The sequence below is a fragment of the Bradyrhizobium agreste genome (genome assembly GCF_016031625.1).
Classification (GTDB): Bacteria; Pseudomonadota; Alphaproteobacteria; order Rhizobiales; family Xanthobacteraceae; genus Bradyrhizobium; species Bradyrhizobium agreste.
On record NZ_JACCHP010000001.1, the window covers coordinates 42,544 to 61,049 of the forward strand.

Sequence of the window (18,506 nt, forward strand, 5' to 3'; positions counted from 1 at the left end):
ACTTCGAGATTTTCGAGGATGAGACCGCCCTGGTTCTTGAGTTCCTCACCAACTACAAGATCAAAGGAGTAGTACGGCATCTGAATTTTCCACATTCTTTGACTTGGAATGGATCCTCGGGCTACTTCGAAGGGCACAGATTTCCAGTCGTTTTAACATCAAGAAGAGCGGCACCGACTTCGTCGACGATCGGCTTATCTTCGCTCTTGGTCAGGTTACGCGCACGAAGGGGCGAGAAGAACTAAAGTGCGGCGCGAATCAGAGAAAGATCTGCACGATCTTGCTGAAATGTGAGTTTTTTCTTCGGGTTGCGGAACGTTTTACCATAAACGGTCTCTCGATCTACTCGCCCCCGAGATCGCGAGGGATATTGAGTCGGTCCGGGCTTTTAACGCCAGGTCACGGAAAAGCTCCATTCTGCAGGCCGATGCCTATGATGGATACAATGAGCTTTATGAGGCCTCCCGCCGGGGCTGATCACATCAGCGCTCTGTTGGGGCCACGCCAGAAGGCAGTTTTTAAGCTTGTGGACATCGCGGCAAATTCCCGGCGCGGCAAGCAGGCAACGGTGATCTCGACTGTTGCGCTGGAGGCGGTCAAACGCACGATGCGCTGTTTGAGAGGTTTGAGATCTAACGCGACATCAACAGCGTTGCCGCCGACGAGCGGTTGCGAGACCGCGGGAGCGAAGCCCGTCACTGCTGACGCGCTGGAGACCTGGCTTCGCGAGCAGCGGGGCCGCCTGTCGCGCTCGGCGTCGGTCTCCGGGCCGATCGACTATATGCTTAAGCGCTAGGATCGGGTCGCCTGCTGGCCGCATCTGCTTGTTACGGATGGTGTTGAGAAGCTCTCTCGTCAGTTCATGACAACCTTTTTTTGGCTTCTCCTTCCAGGCCGCCACCATCCGTTCGTACGCCTGCTCGACGCGTGCGACGTAGCCAGCTTCCCGCTCGCGGAGTTCCTTGATCCAGTAGTCCCGACCCGGGCCGGCCTTGCCATAGGCACGGGGCGCTCCAGCCTTGAGGGCCACCTTCCGGAGTTTCATCGCTGTAAACGCTGGGCGCGCGTAAGCATAATCTTTCCCGGTCGTCAGGATGTGCCAGATCATCACTGCGAGCTTACGTGCCGTCGCGACGGCCGCGACTCCAGGCCCATGCTTCCTCTGAATGCGGTTGAAGAAGGCCCGCAGCGGCCCTGGCGCCGTCTTGGCTGACCAGGCCGCTTCAACCAGCATCTTGCGGGCGTCACGATTACCCTGTTTCGAGATGCGACCATGTCTTGCCGGGCGCTCTCCCGATTGTCGAATCCGAGGGGTCAAACCGAAGTAGCTGCTCAGCTTATCCGGTGACGGGAAGCGTGCGATGTCGCCGATCGAAGCCAGCACAGTCGAAGCAACGACCGAACTCACGCCCGGAATCGTCATCAGCTTGAGGGCCCGTGGATCATCCAGAGCCTCTTGCGCCACGACTTTGTCGATCTCCAACAGCTGTTTTGTCACGCGTTCGAGTTCCGCGATCAGACGCTGGAGCATCGCATATTCTTCCGGTGGAAGCGGCAGACTCTCGAGCCAACGTTGCCCGGACTGGCCGAAGAGGTGCGTTTGTAGGGCGGTATGAGATTGGCATGTAGGATTGCCTTCATGCGTCCCTTAATTCTGACGATCTGCGCCAAGACGCCAGCGCGCTCGGCCATGTGCCGCCGGCGGCCATAGGTATCCTCGTCGGCAACCCAGACCTCAGGCAAAAAACCGGCAGCATGCAACTTTGCCAGGGTTACAGCATTGATCTTATCCGTTTTGATTCGCGCATAGGCGATCGCTCGAACAAGCCTCGGGTTGGCGACCGCGACGCGCTTAACATGCGGGCGCAGAAGACGTTCGACCGCCGCGCTGTTGCCCGTCACCTCGATGACCACTTCATCCTCTCGGCTGAGTGTTTTGGCGAACGCGACAAGTCTATCGTGGACAAGATCTACGCGGAGTTGTCGGGTTATCACACCGTCCTCCAGAATAGCGACCTGCGCGAAGGATCGGTGGATGTCCATGCCGACGATTCTCATGTTTGGTTCTCCTTTGTTTCGGAGCCAGTGGCTTGCACGACATCTACGGATCCGCGCTCACAGCGCAGCCGGGCAAGTCGTAGGGGGCGGCCAAGTAACAACGCGAGCTCGCAGCTCATGGACAGGACGGCCTGCCACCGTTTCATGCTCCAGACGCCCCTATCCCGGCCTTGGTAAGCTAACCCGGAAACGAGACGTCGATAGCATCATGCCCTTTAACAACGCCGCCGAGCGTCCGCTGCGGGGGGCTTCGCCATGGGGCGTAAATCCCGGTTGTTCGCCGCCTCCGAACGGGAAGCCGATCGAGCCGCGACCATGGTAACGCCGTTTATGACGGCGAAGCTCAATGATGTCGATCTACAAGCTCTTACCGGCCGGCGTGGTCGCCCACATCGCCGACACAACGCAAAAACATGCGAATAGAACACGACCCTAACGTCTTCGGCCGCCTGCCCGGCGAAAGTGACCATTCCGCGGGCCTTGGTGGGAGGGTTACCTTTCTCTCGAGGATAGAGAGGCGCTAGGGTTCTTTCTTCCAGGGACGCCTGCAGCTATGATGTCAATAGATCAATGGCAAGGTCTTACTGGTCCAGGAGCATCAGAGTGTGCGCGAAACGGCGGGATGTGAACGAGGATCGTTGTGCAGGAGGCACTCGTCCGCCGCATTTGATATGCTCGCTAGGAGTTACTTGCTAGATAGACGTTGACCACCAAAGCTCATAGCATCCGGCTCTCAAGCGCCGGGTGCGATGAGTCTCCTTGTGATGATCTTCGCAAGCCCCCGGCCGGCGCGCAGAATCTTGGCCGTATCGGGGGCTACGTTGAAACAACTCCGATCTAAACCGGGTAGTATCCCTCGTGAATCACGTGGAGATCAACGCCGCTCGCGCAACGCGGCCTCCTGAGCAACGGATGCTACTAACGTGCCATCACGTTTAAAAATCAGGCCGCGCGCAATGCCGCGCCCGCCTTGCGAGCTTGGCGAATCTTTGACGTAAAGCAGCCAGTCGTCGGCACGGAATGGACGGTGAAACCAAATTGCATGGTCGAGACTAGCCGCCAGCATCCGCCCGTCAAAGACCGTGCGGCCGTAGCGAGCCATCACTGCATCGAGCAGCGACCAATCCGAAGCATACGCTAGCGCACACAGATGCAATGCCGGATCGTCGGGCAGCTTCGCGGTAGGCTTGATCCAGAAACGAATGCAGCCGCTATCGATCTTCTGACCGATGTAAGGGCCGATGTCGACTGGGCGCACTTCAATCGCGCCTTCTGAATTTGCACAACCGGGTTCGTACCAGCGGCGGATGCGTTCCGGGATTTTGGCATACATCGGCATCTTAGATAATTCTCCAGCGGTGAGCGCTTCCGGCATAGGCGCGTCGGGAATCCTATCCTGGTGCTCAAAGACGCTCTGCTCATCGATGTGAAATGACACGATCACAGAGCAGATCACGTCGCCGCGCTGAATGGCGATGACTCGCCGGGTCGAATAGCTCTTGCCATCGCGCAGGGGTTCGACCTTATATATGATCGGTACTCTCCGGTCACCGGGCTGAATGAAATAGCAATGTAGCGAATGTGCCCTCCGGCCCTCCACCGTACGGGATGCTGCTCTCATCGCCTGTCCGATCAGCTGGCCGCCGAATACCGGTTCCACGCCGGCATTCGGACTGTTGCCACGAAAGAGGTTTGGCTCGATCGGATCGAGGTCGAGAATGGCGAGCAGGTCGGTTTGGGTCGTGGACATTTGACGTGATTTCCGTTTGTTTGGCGGCATTTTCTGGCATGGCACATGGATAACGCCATTGGGTTCAGGGTCAGTCTCTGTCCGATGCGATGCCTGACTCTGATATGAGCTTCCTAGCGAGGCGGTGCGCTCAGTCGACGTGCTCCAACTCGAATAACTCTAGCGACCTGCTGATCTTGATTTATGCAATGAGCAGCGCGTTCACGTGTGAATCCTGCGTTCCAGAGCGTCGCGTGATGCGGCGCATCAGCGATCGGGGCGCCCGGCGCGAGCAGCAACCACTCTCCTGAGACCGTCAGCAGCGGCTCCCTCTCTGAACGTACGAGTGGGACTTCGACTGTCCCATGGCAAAGTAACGCTTGGTTGCTTGGAGGAGGAAAGCTCGAAGCCGGTCAACTTTGACCTATAGAAACTCTCTTTTTTCAGTGAATCAGGCAAAATGGGCGGGCGAAATCGTCCTCGTGTTAGAAGGAACGTCGGCGAAACATACCGGAAATAGTTCGGCCTAGTTGGAACGAGCTACGCGCAGGGCCTCCGGCCAACAAGCAGCTGCTTGTCGGCACACCTAATTCTCCTGCCAATATCGGGAGCCCCGCCGAAAGACGGCTCCCGGCTGGGTCCCCCTCGTCCATGCCGTGGGCCGATGCGAAAATTATCAGCATTTACATTGTGCGCCTGGAACGACCGAGCTGATGCCAGCGAGGCCGCTCTCCGAAAGAGTTTCGAGTGGTAGGCCTAGACCGGATTGAGAAATGACGGGAAGTAACTTGCGCTTCAGGCAATTTCCAAGCGACTTCTTGAGCGAGGAAATTAAGGACCGCCAGCAGGGCTTCGGGCAAGACCTCTGATCACAGAAGCGTCGCATTTATGGGTCTTGCCGCAGGAGTTCTGCTAGACTGATGTGTTTTTCGAAGAATACCACTTGAATGGCTAGGTTAGTATTCCCTCTCGAAAGCGCAGGTGAGACGTGCCTCCGAAAACTTTAATTGCGATGCAGACTGCCGGCCGGCAGGGCTCGGCCCGGCGTCTTGAAGGATTGGGCTCGATACGATTTGTGGTCTATCTCCGAAACCGGAGCGGAAGCTCAGGAGGATGTTGTCATCGCCTACGATCGAGCGCTCGATTCGCAGGGCATAGCGTTCCGAGCTAACGGGGCGCGATCGCAAGTACTACAAACCGCGCTCGTGTATCGGTTACCGCGCAGAGGTAGCTATTTCTCTATAGCAATCGTTGTAGGGATGATCCTATTCCTCAAAAGCTTCGCCCTGCCAAGGTACAGTCGCGATCGACGGCCTTGGCACTTCGCGAGATGCGCTTGGGCGCGACAAACTGGTGAGAATCCTGGTCGGCGATATCGGAGGAAGAACTGGCACGAGGCGACTGCAACTACTACCCGGCGGCGTCGAGACGCGATATCGGCAATTGCCTTGCGCAGTTTCACCTTGGCCTCGCAGAGATCGCAGGCGCCCTGCTCGAGTGCGCAGCGCGTGGGTTGGCAGCGCGATGAATGCGGTGCACCTGCAGCAGCTCAAGTCTGACATCACGAACACCTCTTGGACGAAGGTTGCGTCCGTTTACCGCGCAGTGGCAGGAGAAAAACGAATGACTAAGTTGGGTTCCAGACAACTTGAACAGCAGGCGCACGCGAAAGGATGGTCACTTGAGGGTCGCGTTGCGCTGGTGACTGGAGCGGTCGGAGGGCTTGGAAAATCCATTGTGGCTGAACTGCGTGAACGCGGGGCAGACGTGCATGGTGTGGATATCGCCGGCGAAGGTGTATTCCATGCGGATCTCGCTACTGCGGCCGGTAATCGGGACATGATCGCCCATGTACTTGGCAAGGCCGGACGTCTGGATATCCTTGTGTTGAATGCTGGATGTCAACACGTCGCTCCTCTCGATCAGTTTCCGGACGAGGAATGGATTCGTCTTCGAGCTGTAATGCTGGATGGGCCATTCTTCGCGCTTAAGGCGGCGTGGCCGGCTTTGACGAAATCGGCCGGTGGACGTGTTGTGGTTACGGCGTCAACTGCTAGCTTCGGCGGCGCGCCACATAAAGTTGCGTACATTGCGGCAAAGCACGGCGTCCTCGGTCTGGTGCGTGTTGCCGCATTGGAGGGGGCTGCACAGGGTCTGACTGTCAACGCGATCGCGCCCGGCTGGATGGATACCGGCATGATGCGCGGTCAGCTAGAGGCTCAGGCACAGACCCTCAATATGAGCACCGACGAGGTCATCGCCCGTTTCCACGCGGAGACACCAGGCGGTCGTTTTGTGGATGTTAGCGAGGTCGCGGCCACCGTTGGCTTTCTCGTAAGTCCTTGTGCGTCCGGGGTGAATGGTGCATGCGTCAGCATCAGTGGTTAGCTGCGAATACTCGGCGCATTTCCAAACTGACGAGCAAGCATAGAACTCGCCAATCGTGAGGGTGACCTTGGCTATTGATCGACACGTCATAAGCTGAAAGGAATGACATGAGCCGGGCTCCTGTCCGAGCGCGGAAACTGTCTGATTCTCCGTCTCCCTCTATCGTCGTGGATTCGCGCCGGTTTGTACGGTGCTGTCGGTGACACACATCGTGAATGCGCAGCATCGTGCCCATCATAAGCAAGCGGTGGAGAGGCGCGAATACGAAATTGGGTCGTCGCGCCGCTAGCCCGATGTTCGGAACCGATCTTCCAGAAAGGTGAGATCTCTAGTTACGGACGTACCGTCGAACTTGGGCCGACGATGCTATCGCATAAGTGATGTGCAAGCTCGGCACGGTTGTGAAGGCCACCGCATCACGGCGCTTAGAGCGAGATGCCGCGATAGGTGCGCGCATTGGAGAGTCGTCAGCAGGCCGTCTCACGTCGGCCCGTGTCGTGGACCAACATTCACCTCATTCGCGATGATCTGGGGGCTCCTTGCGCTCAAGCACGCGCTTCAGCGCATCAAAGTGAAGTTCGCAGTGATTGCGCGAGGAATTGCGCTTGCCGCGTGTGTCGTTCTCAGCCGCTTGAGCCTTGGTGTGCTTCACAACCCACTAGATCAACAGTGCCTGCTGCGTCCACATCGCGTGGAGTTGTATCCGCCAGGCGTGCTCCATTAGTATAACCGGTCGTCGGTCTCGGTCACGCCGATGCTCAAGTCGGCATGGTTCGCCATGACCAGGACCGATTAATTCCCGAGGAGTCCGGCAAGACGGTGCCTTTCCGGTTTAGCAGCAGACCGGTTTAGTGCTCGTGATAAGCGATCTGGTTGATGAAACCGATTTCGGTCTGGCCGATCGCTTGGAAGATTAAGTCCTTGAGTGGGGTGAGCTCACTGGCATCGGGCGTGTGGGTAAGGAAGACATCGGCCGCCTTAGGATTGAGGCGATGGATAAGCGTTTGGTTGGTAAGCGTAGCGCTGAGGCCCTTCAGATTGTTTGTGCGCAGTCCTGGGAGCGCCGTTAGAAGAGTCATCTTCGACAAGGGTGCTCATAATGGACGACCATTCGGACGACATAAGACGACCGTTGTCACCACGTATCGAAGTGTATGCTGGCACAGGTCGAAGGCAGTGGCCTGATGATTTGAAGGCGCGGATTGTCGCGGAAAGTCTTGAGCCACGCGCGGTTGTAACAGATATCGCCCGCCGCCATGGCTGCCGGCCCCAGCAGGTGCATGACTGGCGGCGCCGGGCGCGTTTGGGCCAGTTGGTGCTGCCGGCTTCGGCGGATGCACTGTCGTTCGTGCCTTTGGTGTCAGAATCAGCGCTACCGGCGGCCACGGAGCCTTCCGGGTCGCCGGAATCAACCATTGTTACGGTTGAGCTCCTGGGGGCACGGGTGGAGGTGCGCGGAACGCCTGGCCTTGCTGTGTTGAGTGATGTGTTCTTGGCGCTCCGACGGACACGTTCATGCTGACGCCGCCCGCGAGCCTCATGATTTACGTGGCGACGCAACCTGTGGACTTCAGAAAGGGTGCGGGTGGCTTGGCGCTCTTGGCGAAGGAGACGCTGGGCCATGACCCGATGAAGGGCGTGGCGGTGGTCTTCCGTGCGAAGCGCGCTGACCGTGTGAAGATTGTCGTCTGGGACGGCACCGGCCTTGTGATGTACTGGAAGCGGCTCGATGGCAGCGGCTTCAAATGGCCTCCCATCGTGGCTGGCGTGATGCGGATGAATGCTGCGCAGCTGTCGGCGCTGCTCGATCACCCATGTTGATGCCCCTCCTTGTTAGGCTGACAGATTCTTAGATCAAGTTGCGCAATGACGCGGTTTCGAAGGTCACCGATGGCGTCAAGAACGGATGGTGTATTTGGGAAGAGATAGGCGCCGCTGGGCTGGCGATCAATCAGCAAGCGCTTGGTTCGGATCTGAACATAGAGCCAGTTCACTGGAATGTCGAGCCTTTGGGCCAGTTCGGGTGGGCTGAGGAGTGAGTCGTCATGCTCCCATCGGGTGCGCTGGGCAGTTACCTTGATGGCGGCGGCACGACGGAGCCACCCAACGGTGATAGGCAGCACCTTATCGGCGCAACGCGGAGAGCGGTGACCTTCTTGGGTAAGGATTGCGGCGATCTCATCGTCCGGGACGCCGTCGCGAGCGAGTGTCAGAAGGCGTTCCCGCATCTCTGTGCCTCGCGTCAATCTGGTGACGGAGTTGACGCTCATCTTCACTTTGAGCTCCGTCACGGCGCCTCCCCGCCAGACGATCCTAGCCAGGGCCAAGTCGCACTCACCGCGGTCGAGAACGACCTTTTCGATGAGACATCGCAACAACGCCTTGCGATGCGCGTCTGAGATAGTCTCGTCACCCCATATCTGCGGGAGGCGGCCGGTGAGGCTGATGACCTTGTCGTTGAGCTCCTTGCTTATGGCCACTTGTGTGATGGCTTTGGGCGGCGTCTGTCGGGCGAGCGCCTCTTCGGCGGCGCGTACGTCGTTTAGCGCCGCTTCCCATCGGCGCTCGAGTTCCGAGGCGACCAACCGATTATCTGGATCAGCTCGGTTGAACTGCCGTTCGGCGAGCGCCGCCGTGTACCGCTTGCGCTCGAGCTCTCGTTCTGCACTGGAGCGTAACGCATTGTTCATCTGCTGCTGCACCCGGCGGGAGCGCGACAAGGCATCGAGTTCGGCCGGCGCTAGTGCGGTTAGGAATGCGCCGCCAACGGCTGCATCGATATGGGCGGAGCGGATGTGTTGGCAGGTTGGTTGACCTACCTGGATACGCAGGTGATTGCATACATACTCGCCGCCGCCCTTGTAGCGGACGTACATCTTATGGCCACATCGTGCGCACCAGGCAATGCCGTGGAGCAGGAGCTCGCCATTGCGAGGCGCGCCGCGGGTTTTGATGCGCATGTATTCGGCTCGGTTATCTCTGATGACGGCTCGGATTTTTTCATAAATTGGCCAGTCGATATAGGCTGGATATCGATCTTTAACGACGATCCGCCACTCCTCCATCGGCCGCGGAGCCTTTTGTGGCAGGGCACCCTCCCGCTTCGGTGGCTGGAAGCGGGTCCGTCCATAGACGAAGGCGCCCGCATATTCGGGATTCTTCAAGATCGCCGCGACAGCAGCCAGCGTCGCGCGCGTCCAGCACAAATCGCCATACCGATCACGACGCGGCAGTTCCAGGTCCCGCTCGTTCAACGCTCGCATGACCTTGGCAACGCTGCGCAGCTGCAGGAACAACTGGAAGACGAGACCGAGCCGCCCTTGCACGGCCATGTCGGGATCCTTAACGACCACGCCGCTCGGGTCCCGCATCAGCCCAATTGGCAGCATAACCGCAAGTTCGCCGCGTTCGGCTTTAGCCAGCAGGCCGGCGGTCAGCCGGCTGCGGATCGGGAGATCGAACCCTTCAGCCCAAGAAGCAAACGTCCGTTGGGAGTGCCCGGATCATAAACACCATCGCGGTCGGCGATCAGGCAGCCACGTAGACCGCAGATATCCAGGAGCGGATACCAGTCGGTACAATTACGCGCCAAGCGGGTCACGTCGATCGATAGGATGAGTCCCACTTCACTCAGGCCAACACGGCCAACGAGCTCCTTGAAACCGTTACGCTGTGCTATAGATGCGCCGCTCAACCCCAGATCCGCATCAATCACGTCGATGGCCGCCTCACGCCATCCGAGTTCGCGGGCGCGCTGGCGAAGCGCGTATTGAAGGCGCAGACTCTCTTGATTGCTTACGACCTGGTGGGGCGTCGACTGCCGGATGTATACTACGGCTTTGCGCGCCAAGTGGCTTGGTGTGACCAGCTCGGACTTCATGAGGGATCTCCGCCAAAATTGCGGCGACGTCTTCGACGATCTGGCGTCGGAGCGCGGGCGTCAGCGTCGACCAAAGATCGGCTGGATCCATGCTCATGTGCGTCGGGACAATCCGCTGTCGATAAAAGCTCGAGTAGAGCCTCCATACTCAGATTAATCTGATTTGCTTCTTGCTCATAATATTCGATTGCGGTTGCTTGAATCAGAAGACTGCTTCCTGCGCGATACTCAACTTCATACGAAGCGGGAATGCCTCGGCCTCGCTGGCCGATCTTCCTGATCACTCGATATGAGCGGCCCCACAAAGGATGGTGGGGGTCCCTAACCTCGACCACCTCCGGAAATGATTCGTCAGACTCACTATCGGGGACATTCCTCAATCCCCTCTCTGCTGGCATGGATTGGACACGCATGCACGCACCTCGGATTCCGCAGCCGAAAGCGCTTGCGTAAAGACACAAAATCTTCGCTGCATCCGGGCGCGAAGCATGGCAGACTCGGTCAATGAGTGATTTGCCTGATGAGCTGCCGAGCGATCCAGCCGAGTTGCGTGTCTTTGCCGCGGCTCTGCTGGATCGCTGCGCCAGGCTCGAGCGGTTGCTCAAGCTTGCAAAAGATGCACAGTTCGGTCGATCCTCGGAAAAGCTGGACGCTGATCAGCTACAGCTTGTTCTGGAGGATATCGATGAGGCCGTTGCGGCTCTCGAAGCAGCCGAGGACCGTGCTAATCCCAAAACACGCGAGAAGAGAGTTGCTGAGCGCAGGGCCAATCGTGGTCAGCTGCCGGAGCATTTGCCACGCATCGTTGAAACGCTGATGCCGGCTGCAACCTGCTGTCCGTCCTGCAAAGGCGATCTCGCTGAGATTGGTTGCGATGAGAGCCAGAGGCTCGACGTCGTTCCGGTGCAGTACCGGGTGATCGTGACCCGCCGGCCCAAGCTGGCCTGCCGCGCCTGTCATGGCGTCGTCCTCCAGCACGCCGCACCCGAGCGATTGATCAAGGGGGGACTGCCGACCGAGCGGCTGGTCGCACATGTGATTGACGCCAAGTATCATTGGCATTTGCCGCTTTACCGCCAGGCGCAGATGCTGGCGACGCGCGGTATCGCCATCGACCGCTCCACGCTCGCCTTCTGGGTCGGCTACGCCGCCCACGAGTTGAAGCCGCTATGGCACCGTCTGCGCGAGCTTCTGCTCGCCTCCCCGAAGCTCTGTGTCGATGAGACCCCGGCACCGGTGCTGGATCCGGGGCGCGGCAGGACCAAAACCGGCTACTTCTGGGCGCTGTCGCGCGACGACAGGCCTTGGGCCGGGCCTGATCCGCCTGGGGTGGTTTACGCCTATGCACCGGGCCGCGGCGCCGTTCATGGCTTGCGATTACTTGAGGGCTATCGCGGCGTCATCCATTGCGATGGGTATCAGGCCTACAAAACCATGGCCCGAGAGACGCGTGCGGACGCACTGTCCGGCACGCTCGCCTTCTGCTGGTCGCATCTGCGACGCCAGTTTGTGAAGATCGAGCGCGAGGCTGCGCTGGCGCCCGGCTCTGGTTGCCCGCGAGGCTCTCGAGCGCATCGCCCAGCTTTACGCGGTCGAGAAGGTACTCCGCGGCCGATCTGCGGACGAGCGCTATGCCGGCAGGCAGGCGCATGCCCGGCCTCTGGCTGCAGCCTTGAAGCAATGGTTTGAGGCCAAGCTTGATCACCTTGCGCAGAAGAGCGACACGGCGAAGGCTTTGCGTTATGCGCTGCGTCATTGGGACGGACTGACGCTCTACCTTGATGACGGGCGCATCGAGATGGACACCAACGCGGTCGAGCGAGCGATGCGGCCGATCAAGCTCAACGCCAAGAACTCCCTTTTTGCCGGTTGCGACGAGGGCGCCGAGAGTTGGGCATTGCTGGCTTCGCTCATTGAGACCTGTAAGCTCAATAGCGTCAGTGCGGAGCACTGGCTCTCCGATGTCCTCGCGAAGCTCGTCAATGGCTGGCCTGCGGCACGAACTGCTTCCCTGGGCATCGACCTATACGATGCGCCAACGATCCGAGACTGGCAGCATGAGCGTCAACACGACCGCAGTCCGGATCGAGGTGATCCTCAACGACGTGAAGCCGGAGGTGATGCGTCGCCTTGTCGTACCCGTCACCCTGCGCCTTGATCGGCTGCATCTGACGCTTCAGGCGGCGTTTGGCTGGACGAACAGCCACCTGTTCGAGTTCTTCGCTGGTGAAGAACGTTGGGGGATCCCCGATCCAGACGGTGATTTTGGCCCCCAGCCCATCGATGCCCGCAAGGCGCGGCTCGCTGATATCGTTCAAGAGACCGGCGCCAAGACGATCCATTATCTCTATGACTTCGGCGACAGCTGGGACCATGTGATCAAGCTCGAAAAATGGTTCGACAACACCACGTCGGAGGGACTTCCTCTATTGCTCGATGCTGCCGGCCGCTGCCCTCCGGAAGACGTAGGCGGTGCGCCAGGCTATGCCGAATACCTCGATGCCATCGGTGACCCCGCCCATCCCGAGCACGAACAAATGCGTCTCTGGGGGCCCGAACAGTTCGATCCTAACGTCATCGACCGGAAGGCGCTCGAGGCCGCCGTCAACGCATTGTCGGAAACATGGAAGCCGCGCCGACGCGCCACGCGCTCAAAATAGACATCAAGCGCCAATCAAAAGGGCCGCAGAGCTACGCTTACTTTGGTTGCAGAATGCGCGGCGTTCGATCTCCCCTGGCCGCTCAATATCTGCCGCCGTAGCTCACTCCCAAGAAAGAGCTGGCGCCGAACGGCGACTAATGCAGAGTAAACGGAATCAGGAGGAAGCGGTCGCGTTTGCCAGGCGCAGCCAAGGTCAAATGATCAAAAATGCCTTCGCTGAAGTCCGGGATCACTGCGACTCGATGGGCGGCCGCGAAATCGATCCCCCCCCCTGTCATTCGGCAGGATTCTGAATAGGCTCCTCAGTGCAACGGATGCCTTTGTTGGAAGTTTGAGCGAGCATTGACTTCACAGCGCAGCTCTGAAAAAGCTGCTTATTGATTGACATCGCTGTAGGCGCATCCCTTAAGACCTGCCAAGCCTACGACTCTGTACGTAGTCGGCCTGATTAGGCGCGCGCGCTAAATGTCGTAGATCCATTCCCTTAGGATGAAGCGTGCGGCCGCCTCCGCTGACGGCCGCAGCCGCGATGACCGCGCTCCCAGTCCTTGCGGTCAACGCGGTTCTCTCAGACGCGACCCAACATTTCAGGACTGCCCTTTGAGCTTGAGCTTCTCGCGCACCTCATCGGGGCGCATCACGCGCACGCCAATCCGCTCGAGAATTTCGATCGCTCGCTGCACCAACTCGGCATTTGAGGCCAGCCGGCCACGCGAGAGGTATAGGTTGTCCTCCAGACCCACCCGCACGTTCGCACCGGCCAGAGGCGCCAGCGCCGCATACGGAATCTGCATGGACCCGATGGAGAAGGCCGAGTAGATGGCGCCCGGCGGCAGCCGGTGCACCAGCGCCATCAGGGTCGACAAGTCGTCCGGCGCGCCGTTGGGAATCCCCATGCACAGCTGGATCAGCGGAGGATCGTCAATCAGTCCCTCTTTGATCAATTCGTGTACCAAGCCCAAATGACCGGTATCGAACACCTCGAGCTCAGGACGAACCCCCAGTTCCTGCACGCGTGCAGCCATGGCGCGCACCATGCCTGAGGTGTGAACCATAACCGATTCGCCACTCAGGTTCATCGAGCCACAGTCCAGGCTGCATATCTCGGGACGCAGCTCTTCGACATGGACGAGGCGCTCAAGCGCGCCCGCAATGTCCGTCTCAGGCGCCGGAGGCAGCGGAGAAGCTCCACCACCTAGAACGAGGCTGCTGCCCATCCCAGCTGTCAAGTTGAGCAGGACATCCACATTCGATTGCCGGATGCGCCGTACCACTTCCCGATACAGCGCTGGATCTCGTGAGCCCCGCCGAGTCTCGGGATCACGCACGTGAAGGTGCACAACCGCCGCACCAGCCCGAGCCGCCTCGATCGCCGACTCAGCGATCTCCTCCGGGGTCACCGGCACATTTGGCCGCTTCGCCGCGCCACCACCCGTCACGGCACAGGTGACGAACACCTCCGAAATCATTTTCACCTTCTCCTCTCGCTGGAAACTCGATCCGTCCCAGCTGGCCATACAGGCCATAGGTTTCCTTCAATGAGCCGCGGGCTGCAGAGACAACCAATGTCGCTGGTCGCAGAGCATGAGCGCTCCGCATTAAATCTCGAACAGCTCGCGCGGCAACTTTGTGAATGGCTCACCGCCTGCGTCAGTCACACGGAATGTTTCGCTGATCACGTAGCCAATATCTTCATCAATCCAATTTCCAAGCATGAGATGAAAAGTCATGTTTGGCTTCAGGATGGTCATATCACCCTCTTTTAGGCTGGCCGTCGGCTCTGTCCAATCGATCCCAACGGAATAACCGCACCGCGATTCCTTCTCAAAGCCATGCTTTCTCAGAGTAGCATTGAAGGCCACTGCAACGTCGCTACAAGTGTTTCCAGTCTTGGCGGCTGCGAGTGCTGCTGCCAAACCAGCAACCTCTCCTTCATGCAGCCGCCGTATATAGTCTGACGGCTTGCCGATTGACATCGTACGCATCAGCGGTGAAGTGTAGCCGTGGCGCACGCCGCTAAATTCGAGGTTAATCTGTGAACCTTGTTGAAAGACCTCCTCGGTCCAGCGAATGTGACACGTAGACGTGCGCGGCGTGGAGCACAGGAAAAAGCTCGCGATATCGGTGCCAGGCTTACCGTCGGTGCCGCGTATTAGCGCAGCGATGATCTCCGCGGATGCATCCGCTTCGCGCACGCCCGCGCGAATAACTTGCCTGGCCCTAAGCATTCCGGCGTCGGAAATAGCGGCGGCTTCACGCATCATCGCAATTTCCAGATCCGATTTGAGACCCCGAATCCAGGTGACGGCGTTCGTGCAATCGACGATTTTCGCTTCGGCTGCTCGAGACTTAAATTTCTCGACGGTCAGGGCGGGCAAAAGCTTTGCTTCAAGTCCGATCCCCCTATGGCCAACCCCCTTGTCCAAGATGAAGTCGATTATAGCATCGTATCCGTCCCGATCGGGATTGGCGATGAGCGCCTCTGGATAGCCAATTACGTTGCCACGATCGATATACATTTGATGGAGCGCCGCGGGCGCGTCCATGCGGCGCGTAATGAAGGTCGGCTCCTCATCCCTCAAGGAGACGACCAGACCTTGAGGAACATATCCGGACTTTGACGTGTATCCCGAAAGGTATGTAAGATTGGCTGGGCTCGTGACCACCAGCACTTCAACCTCACGCCGCTCCATCTCAGACTTAACGGCGGTCAACCTTCGTAGATACTCAGAGCGTGGAAACGCCTGCGCGCCTTTTGGCATTGCCATGATTCAACTCCTTCCATACCCATATTGGGTTTTTCGGTTGTGTATTGGTTAGATCATCCGCGAATAGTCAATCCGCAGCGAAAGGCAGGGAGCGCCCTATCCTCTCAGCCAGCGTGTCACCTTGAAACCAGGTCAAAACCTGTGCGAGCGGTGCACGCGCGGTATTTGCATGCTTCGTGGCCACAGGACCGCATAAGACCGGGCAGTTGCGAATGATAAGGCAGGTCATCTCGCGTTGTCTGCATCGGCAACGCTTCGATACTGCTGCGTAGAACCGGGCTCGGGCGGGCAATTGGTATCGCCGGAAGGTTCCGAGATTGTTGCCCATCTTTGCGCCAGTCGGGCTGGCTCGTCCCAGAGATTCTCGGACCAGATGCCGAACTTTCCATGGGCCGTTAGAAAGCTCGGACTCACGAAACAGGGCATGACGCATCATCTTGATCGTGGCATTCTGTTCGGCATCGGAAAGCGATTTGTTTGCGTTTGGTTGCATGTCATCTCGCCAGAGCCAAGTTGAGTTAGTCTAGCCGATCGAGATCGACGGAAAGCACCAACTCTGTCCAGTCCTCGCGCAGCAATCCTGCAAGATATTGGCAAATGCGCATGTTTGCAGCGACATGATCGGTGTCGCAGCCATTTCAGGGATCAAGTCTCAGCGCACAGCCGGATATTTTCAACCGGGATCGGGTGGCTATTAGGGCGGCGTCGCGGACAAAATCCGAGTCGCCAAATCGAAAAAAGGTAAGCAGAGGCCGGCCTTCAGCGGAGTGTTGTCATGCCTTGGTCGGGCTATTAGTCTAGACAGCAAGGTCCGATTGCAGCTGACTGATCTTCACCGGAGTTGCCTCTGAAGAGCCGCGGGACTGCTCTCCCCTCTGCATCCGGATGATATGGCAGATGCCAACGTGCCCCAACCAATTCTAGCCTGCTGCCGTTGAAAACTGCAGCCAGCGCTACGCCATGATCACATCCCGGATTGCCTCTGATTGACAGACGGCGCCGTCCCCGCCGACGAGCGAGCAACACCTGTGTAAGGGTGATCGGATCTACTCCTTGCAGATAGATTCTAACACGCGCCAGGCGGGATTTAGGAAACTTCTCGAGCCAGCAAAGAGTGCGCATGGTCAACTAGCATTTGACGCGCGATCACGGCCAATGACCACCTCGATTGACCAATTGCATATGCAATTGGCAGCCATTGGTGCACAGGTCTGATTCGGCAGGACTCGGAGGGCACCTGCTAAACTTTTTTTTCTATCTGGCGCTAATGGTCTCAGGCAACCAAAACCGGAAGCGCGCCGGCATTCGCTTTCAGGAGCTGAATACGGCTTTTGCGGACAATTACCGAGGATTGTTGCGGGGCGCCGGTATGGTGGTTGCCGCAAACCTCTTTTCATTGTCATGGGTCCACGCAGAATTTCCGCAAAATCCTCACTATAATAGGAGAAATCGGACCATGAAGGACGCTAGGCTCTGACTTCATGGTCTCCCAAACACCTAAGCTATATAGGACTCGTGCCCTCAAACGTGGGGTGGTCCTTCGCGCTACTATTCCCCGCACCGATGTGTGACACTGGAAGAATAAATTGGCTCGGACAAGCTGCCGATTCGCAGGCGGATCGACCTCTCATCCGCAAACCCGCCTCGCGCTTCACAGTTCACGGCTGCGCGGGTGACCTGGGACCATAGCCATGCAAGGACATGAGCCGCTGGGTACTTTGCCTGAAACATTAATGGTGACACTGTGATTGGAGCGCCGATGAATGACACTGTTTTGAACGCCGCGAACAGACATTTTGCAGCAGACTATTTCGAAGCTCGGCAACGGTTCCGCGATTGTGTTCAAGAGACCGCAGCCGGCGAAATGGCAGTCTATCCCTCACCGGCCCGTGGGCCTCGTGGAGAAGAGCTGTCGACGGATGTTGCTTGGTTTGGTGATCGACGAGCCCCGAAGCTGGGGATCATGGTTTCGGCTACGCATGGCGTTGAAGGTTATTGCGGATCAGCAGCACAGCTGGACTGGCTAGAGCAGCGGGGTTACGCGGCACTCAAATCTGATGAGGCGATGTTGCTGGTTCACGCACTCAATCCCTACGGGTTCGCATGGGACCGGCGGGTCACGCAAGAAGGCTGCGATCTCAACAGAAATTTTGTCGATTTTAATGCTCCGCTACCTAACAATGAAGCATATGACCTCCTCGCTGATAGCCTTGTGCCACGTGAACTTGACGGACCGGCTTTGGAGGCCGCCGAAGCAACAATAGAGAAGTTCAGAGCAACCCGTGGCGAACTTGCTCTTCGAAAGGCGCGTACTAGCGGGCAATATCGACATCCGACCGGAATGTTCTTCGGCGGTTTCTGTCCTTCAGTCGCGCGTCAAACGCTGGAACAGATCGTGGCAGACTACGACGTCGAATCTCGCAGGCTTGTTTTAGTGCTGGACTACCACACGGGCCTCGGGCCTTATGGCTATGGTGAACTGCAATGCGAGCAGGCATCAGGAATGTCAGGCTACGAGCGGGCCCGCAGCATTTTCGGCCCCTCGGTCACTTCGCCAGATCTGGGAACCTCATCGGCTGTTGTGCTTAATGGCACCCAAGATGATTATTGGCAGCGTATTCTCGGTGATCGCCATGTCTACATTTGTGTGGAGTTTGGAACCTATTCGCCGGAAACGGCCAGGAGTGCTTTGCGCGCTGACCACTGGCTTTACGCCTATCGCCAAGATCAGGTCGAAACGGAGGTGGGTTACCAAATTCGACGTCGCGTGAGACAGCATTTCTATCCGGAGACCGACGATTGGAAAGAGATGGTGCTCTACCGTAGCCGCCAGGTCCAACGACAGATGATCGAAGGGCTGCGACTCTGAAAGAGATCCCGGTTCGAAAGGCCAGCTCGCGAATCCTCTTCTGGAGCTGAGGCGAATGAAGCGCCGCGCCCGCGAAGCTCGGACCCCTGACCGAAATGGAGCTGTAGCAGGCAAGCCTCATGTGAACGTTGGCCGTATGTACGACTAGCTCC

The 18,506-nt window shown here is 58.3% G+C and carries 11 protein-coding genes and 4 pseudogenes; 8 read left to right on the forward strand and 7 right to left on the reverse strand.

All coding sequences use genetic code 11. The annotated features are described in order from the left end of the window. Positions 1–417: 417 nt before the first annotated feature. Positions 418–605: pseudogene (locus tag HZZ13_RS37490) on the forward strand (IS66 family transposase); the annotation flags it as partial. A 266-nt stretch (positions 606–871) separates the two neighbouring features. Here HZZ13_RS37490 and HZZ13_RS00135 read toward each other — a convergent pair. Continuing rightward, positions 872–2,043, reverse strand: a pseudogene (locus HZZ13_RS00135) (IS110 family RNA-guided transposase); the annotation flags it as partial. Between the two features lie 232 nt (positions 2,044–2,275). On the opposite strand from HZZ13_RS00135, the pseudogene HZZ13_RS37495 reads away from it, so the two are divergent. Beyond that, a pseudogene (locus HZZ13_RS37495) lies at positions 2,276–2,494 on the forward strand (IS66 family transposase); the annotation flags it as partial. A gap of 438 nt (positions 2,495–2,932) precedes the next feature. Here the strand turns inward: HZZ13_RS37495 and HZZ13_RS00145 are convergent. Further along, positions 2,933–3,808: an acyl-CoA thioesterase gene (locus HZZ13_RS00145; protein ID WP_197957700.1), complete on the reverse strand. Its 876-nt coding sequence runs from the start codon at positions 3,806–3,808 to the stop codon at positions 2,933–2,935. Between the two features lie 1,503 nt (positions 3,809–5,311). Here HZZ13_RS00145 and HZZ13_RS00150 point away from each other — a divergent pair. Then, positions 5,312–6,175 (forward strand): SDR family NAD(P)-dependent oxidoreductase, encoded by an 864-nt coding sequence (locus HZZ13_RS00150; RefSeq protein ID WP_246504210.1) that lies wholly within the window; start codon positions 5,312–5,314, stop codon positions 6,173–6,175. An 848-nt stretch (positions 6,176–7,023) separates the two neighbouring features. Here HZZ13_RS00150 and HZZ13_RS00155 read toward each other — a convergent pair. Then, positions 7,024–7,263 carry a hypothetical protein gene (locus tag HZZ13_RS00155; protein WP_197957701.1) on the reverse strand — a complete coding sequence of 80 codons (240 nt, stop codon included), beginning with the start codon at positions 7,261–7,263 and terminating at the stop codon, positions 7,024–7,026. 11 nt (positions 7,264–7,274) lie between these two features. Between HZZ13_RS00155 and tnpA the strand changes: the two genes are divergently transcribed. Beyond that, positions 7,275–7,697 carry an IS66-like element accessory protein TnpA gene (tnpA, locus tag HZZ13_RS00160; protein WP_197957702.1) on the forward strand — a complete coding sequence of 141 codons (423 nt, stop codon included), beginning with the start codon at positions 7,275–7,277 and terminating at the stop codon, positions 7,695–7,697. Then, positions 7,691–7,996: an IS66 family insertion sequence element accessory protein TnpB gene (tnpB, locus tag HZZ13_RS00165; RefSeq protein WP_197957703.1), complete on the forward strand. Its 306-nt coding sequence runs from the start codon at positions 7,691–7,693 to the stop codon at positions 7,994–7,996. Before tnpA ends, tnpB begins: the two co-directional genes overlap by 7 nt. On the opposite strand, the gene HZZ13_RS00170 is transcribed toward tnpB, so the two are convergent. Both HZZ13_RS00170 and HZZ13_RS36460 read right to left on the reverse strand, forming a co-directional pair. Next, positions 7,984–9,507 (reverse strand): recombinase family protein, encoded by a 1,524-nt coding sequence (locus tag HZZ13_RS00170; protein ID WP_246504211.1) that lies wholly within the window; start codon positions 9,505–9,507, stop codon positions 7,984–7,986. The genes tnpB and HZZ13_RS00170 overlap by 13 nt on opposite strands. Before the next feature lie 101 nt (positions 9,508–9,608). Further along, positions 9,609–10,055, reverse strand: a complete 447-nt coding sequence (locus tag HZZ13_RS36460; RefSeq protein WP_246504212.1) for a recombinase family protein — start codon at positions 10,053–10,055, stop codon at positions 9,609–9,611. A gap of 504 nt (positions 10,056–10,559) precedes the next feature. Between HZZ13_RS36460 and tnpC the strand changes: the two are divergent. Together tnpC and HZZ13_RS00180 are read left to right on the forward strand one after the other, a co-directional pair. Next, positions 10,560–12,112 (forward strand): annotated as a pseudogene (gene tnpC, locus HZZ13_RS00175) (IS66 family transposase); the annotation flags it as partial. Continuing rightward, positions 12,113–12,715 (forward strand): plasmid pRiA4b ORF-3 family protein, encoded by a 603-nt coding sequence (locus tag HZZ13_RS00180; RefSeq protein WP_197958064.1) that lies wholly within the window; start codon positions 12,113–12,115, stop codon positions 12,713–12,715. Between the two features lie 589 nt (positions 12,716–13,304). On the opposite strand, the gene HZZ13_RS00185 is transcribed toward HZZ13_RS00180, so the two are convergent. Next, positions 13,305–14,186 (reverse strand): beta-keto acid cleavage family enzyme, encoded by an 882-nt coding sequence (locus HZZ13_RS00185; RefSeq protein ID WP_197958065.1) that lies wholly within the window; start codon positions 14,184–14,186, stop codon positions 13,305–13,307. Positions 14,187–14,315: 129 nt separating this feature from the next. Further along, positions 14,316–15,485: a M24 family metallopeptidase gene (locus tag HZZ13_RS00190; protein WP_197957704.1), complete on the reverse strand. Its 1,170-nt coding sequence runs from the start codon at positions 15,483–15,485 to the stop codon at positions 14,316–14,318. Between the two features lie 1,759 nt (positions 15,486–17,244). Between HZZ13_RS00190 and HZZ13_RS00195 the strand changes: the two genes are divergently transcribed. After that, complete coding sequence (locus HZZ13_RS00195; RefSeq protein WP_197957705.1) at positions 17,245–18,354, forward strand: M14 family metallopeptidase; 1,110 nt, start codon at positions 17,245–17,247, stop codon at positions 18,352–18,354. Positions 18,355–18,506 lie beyond the last annotated feature (152 nt).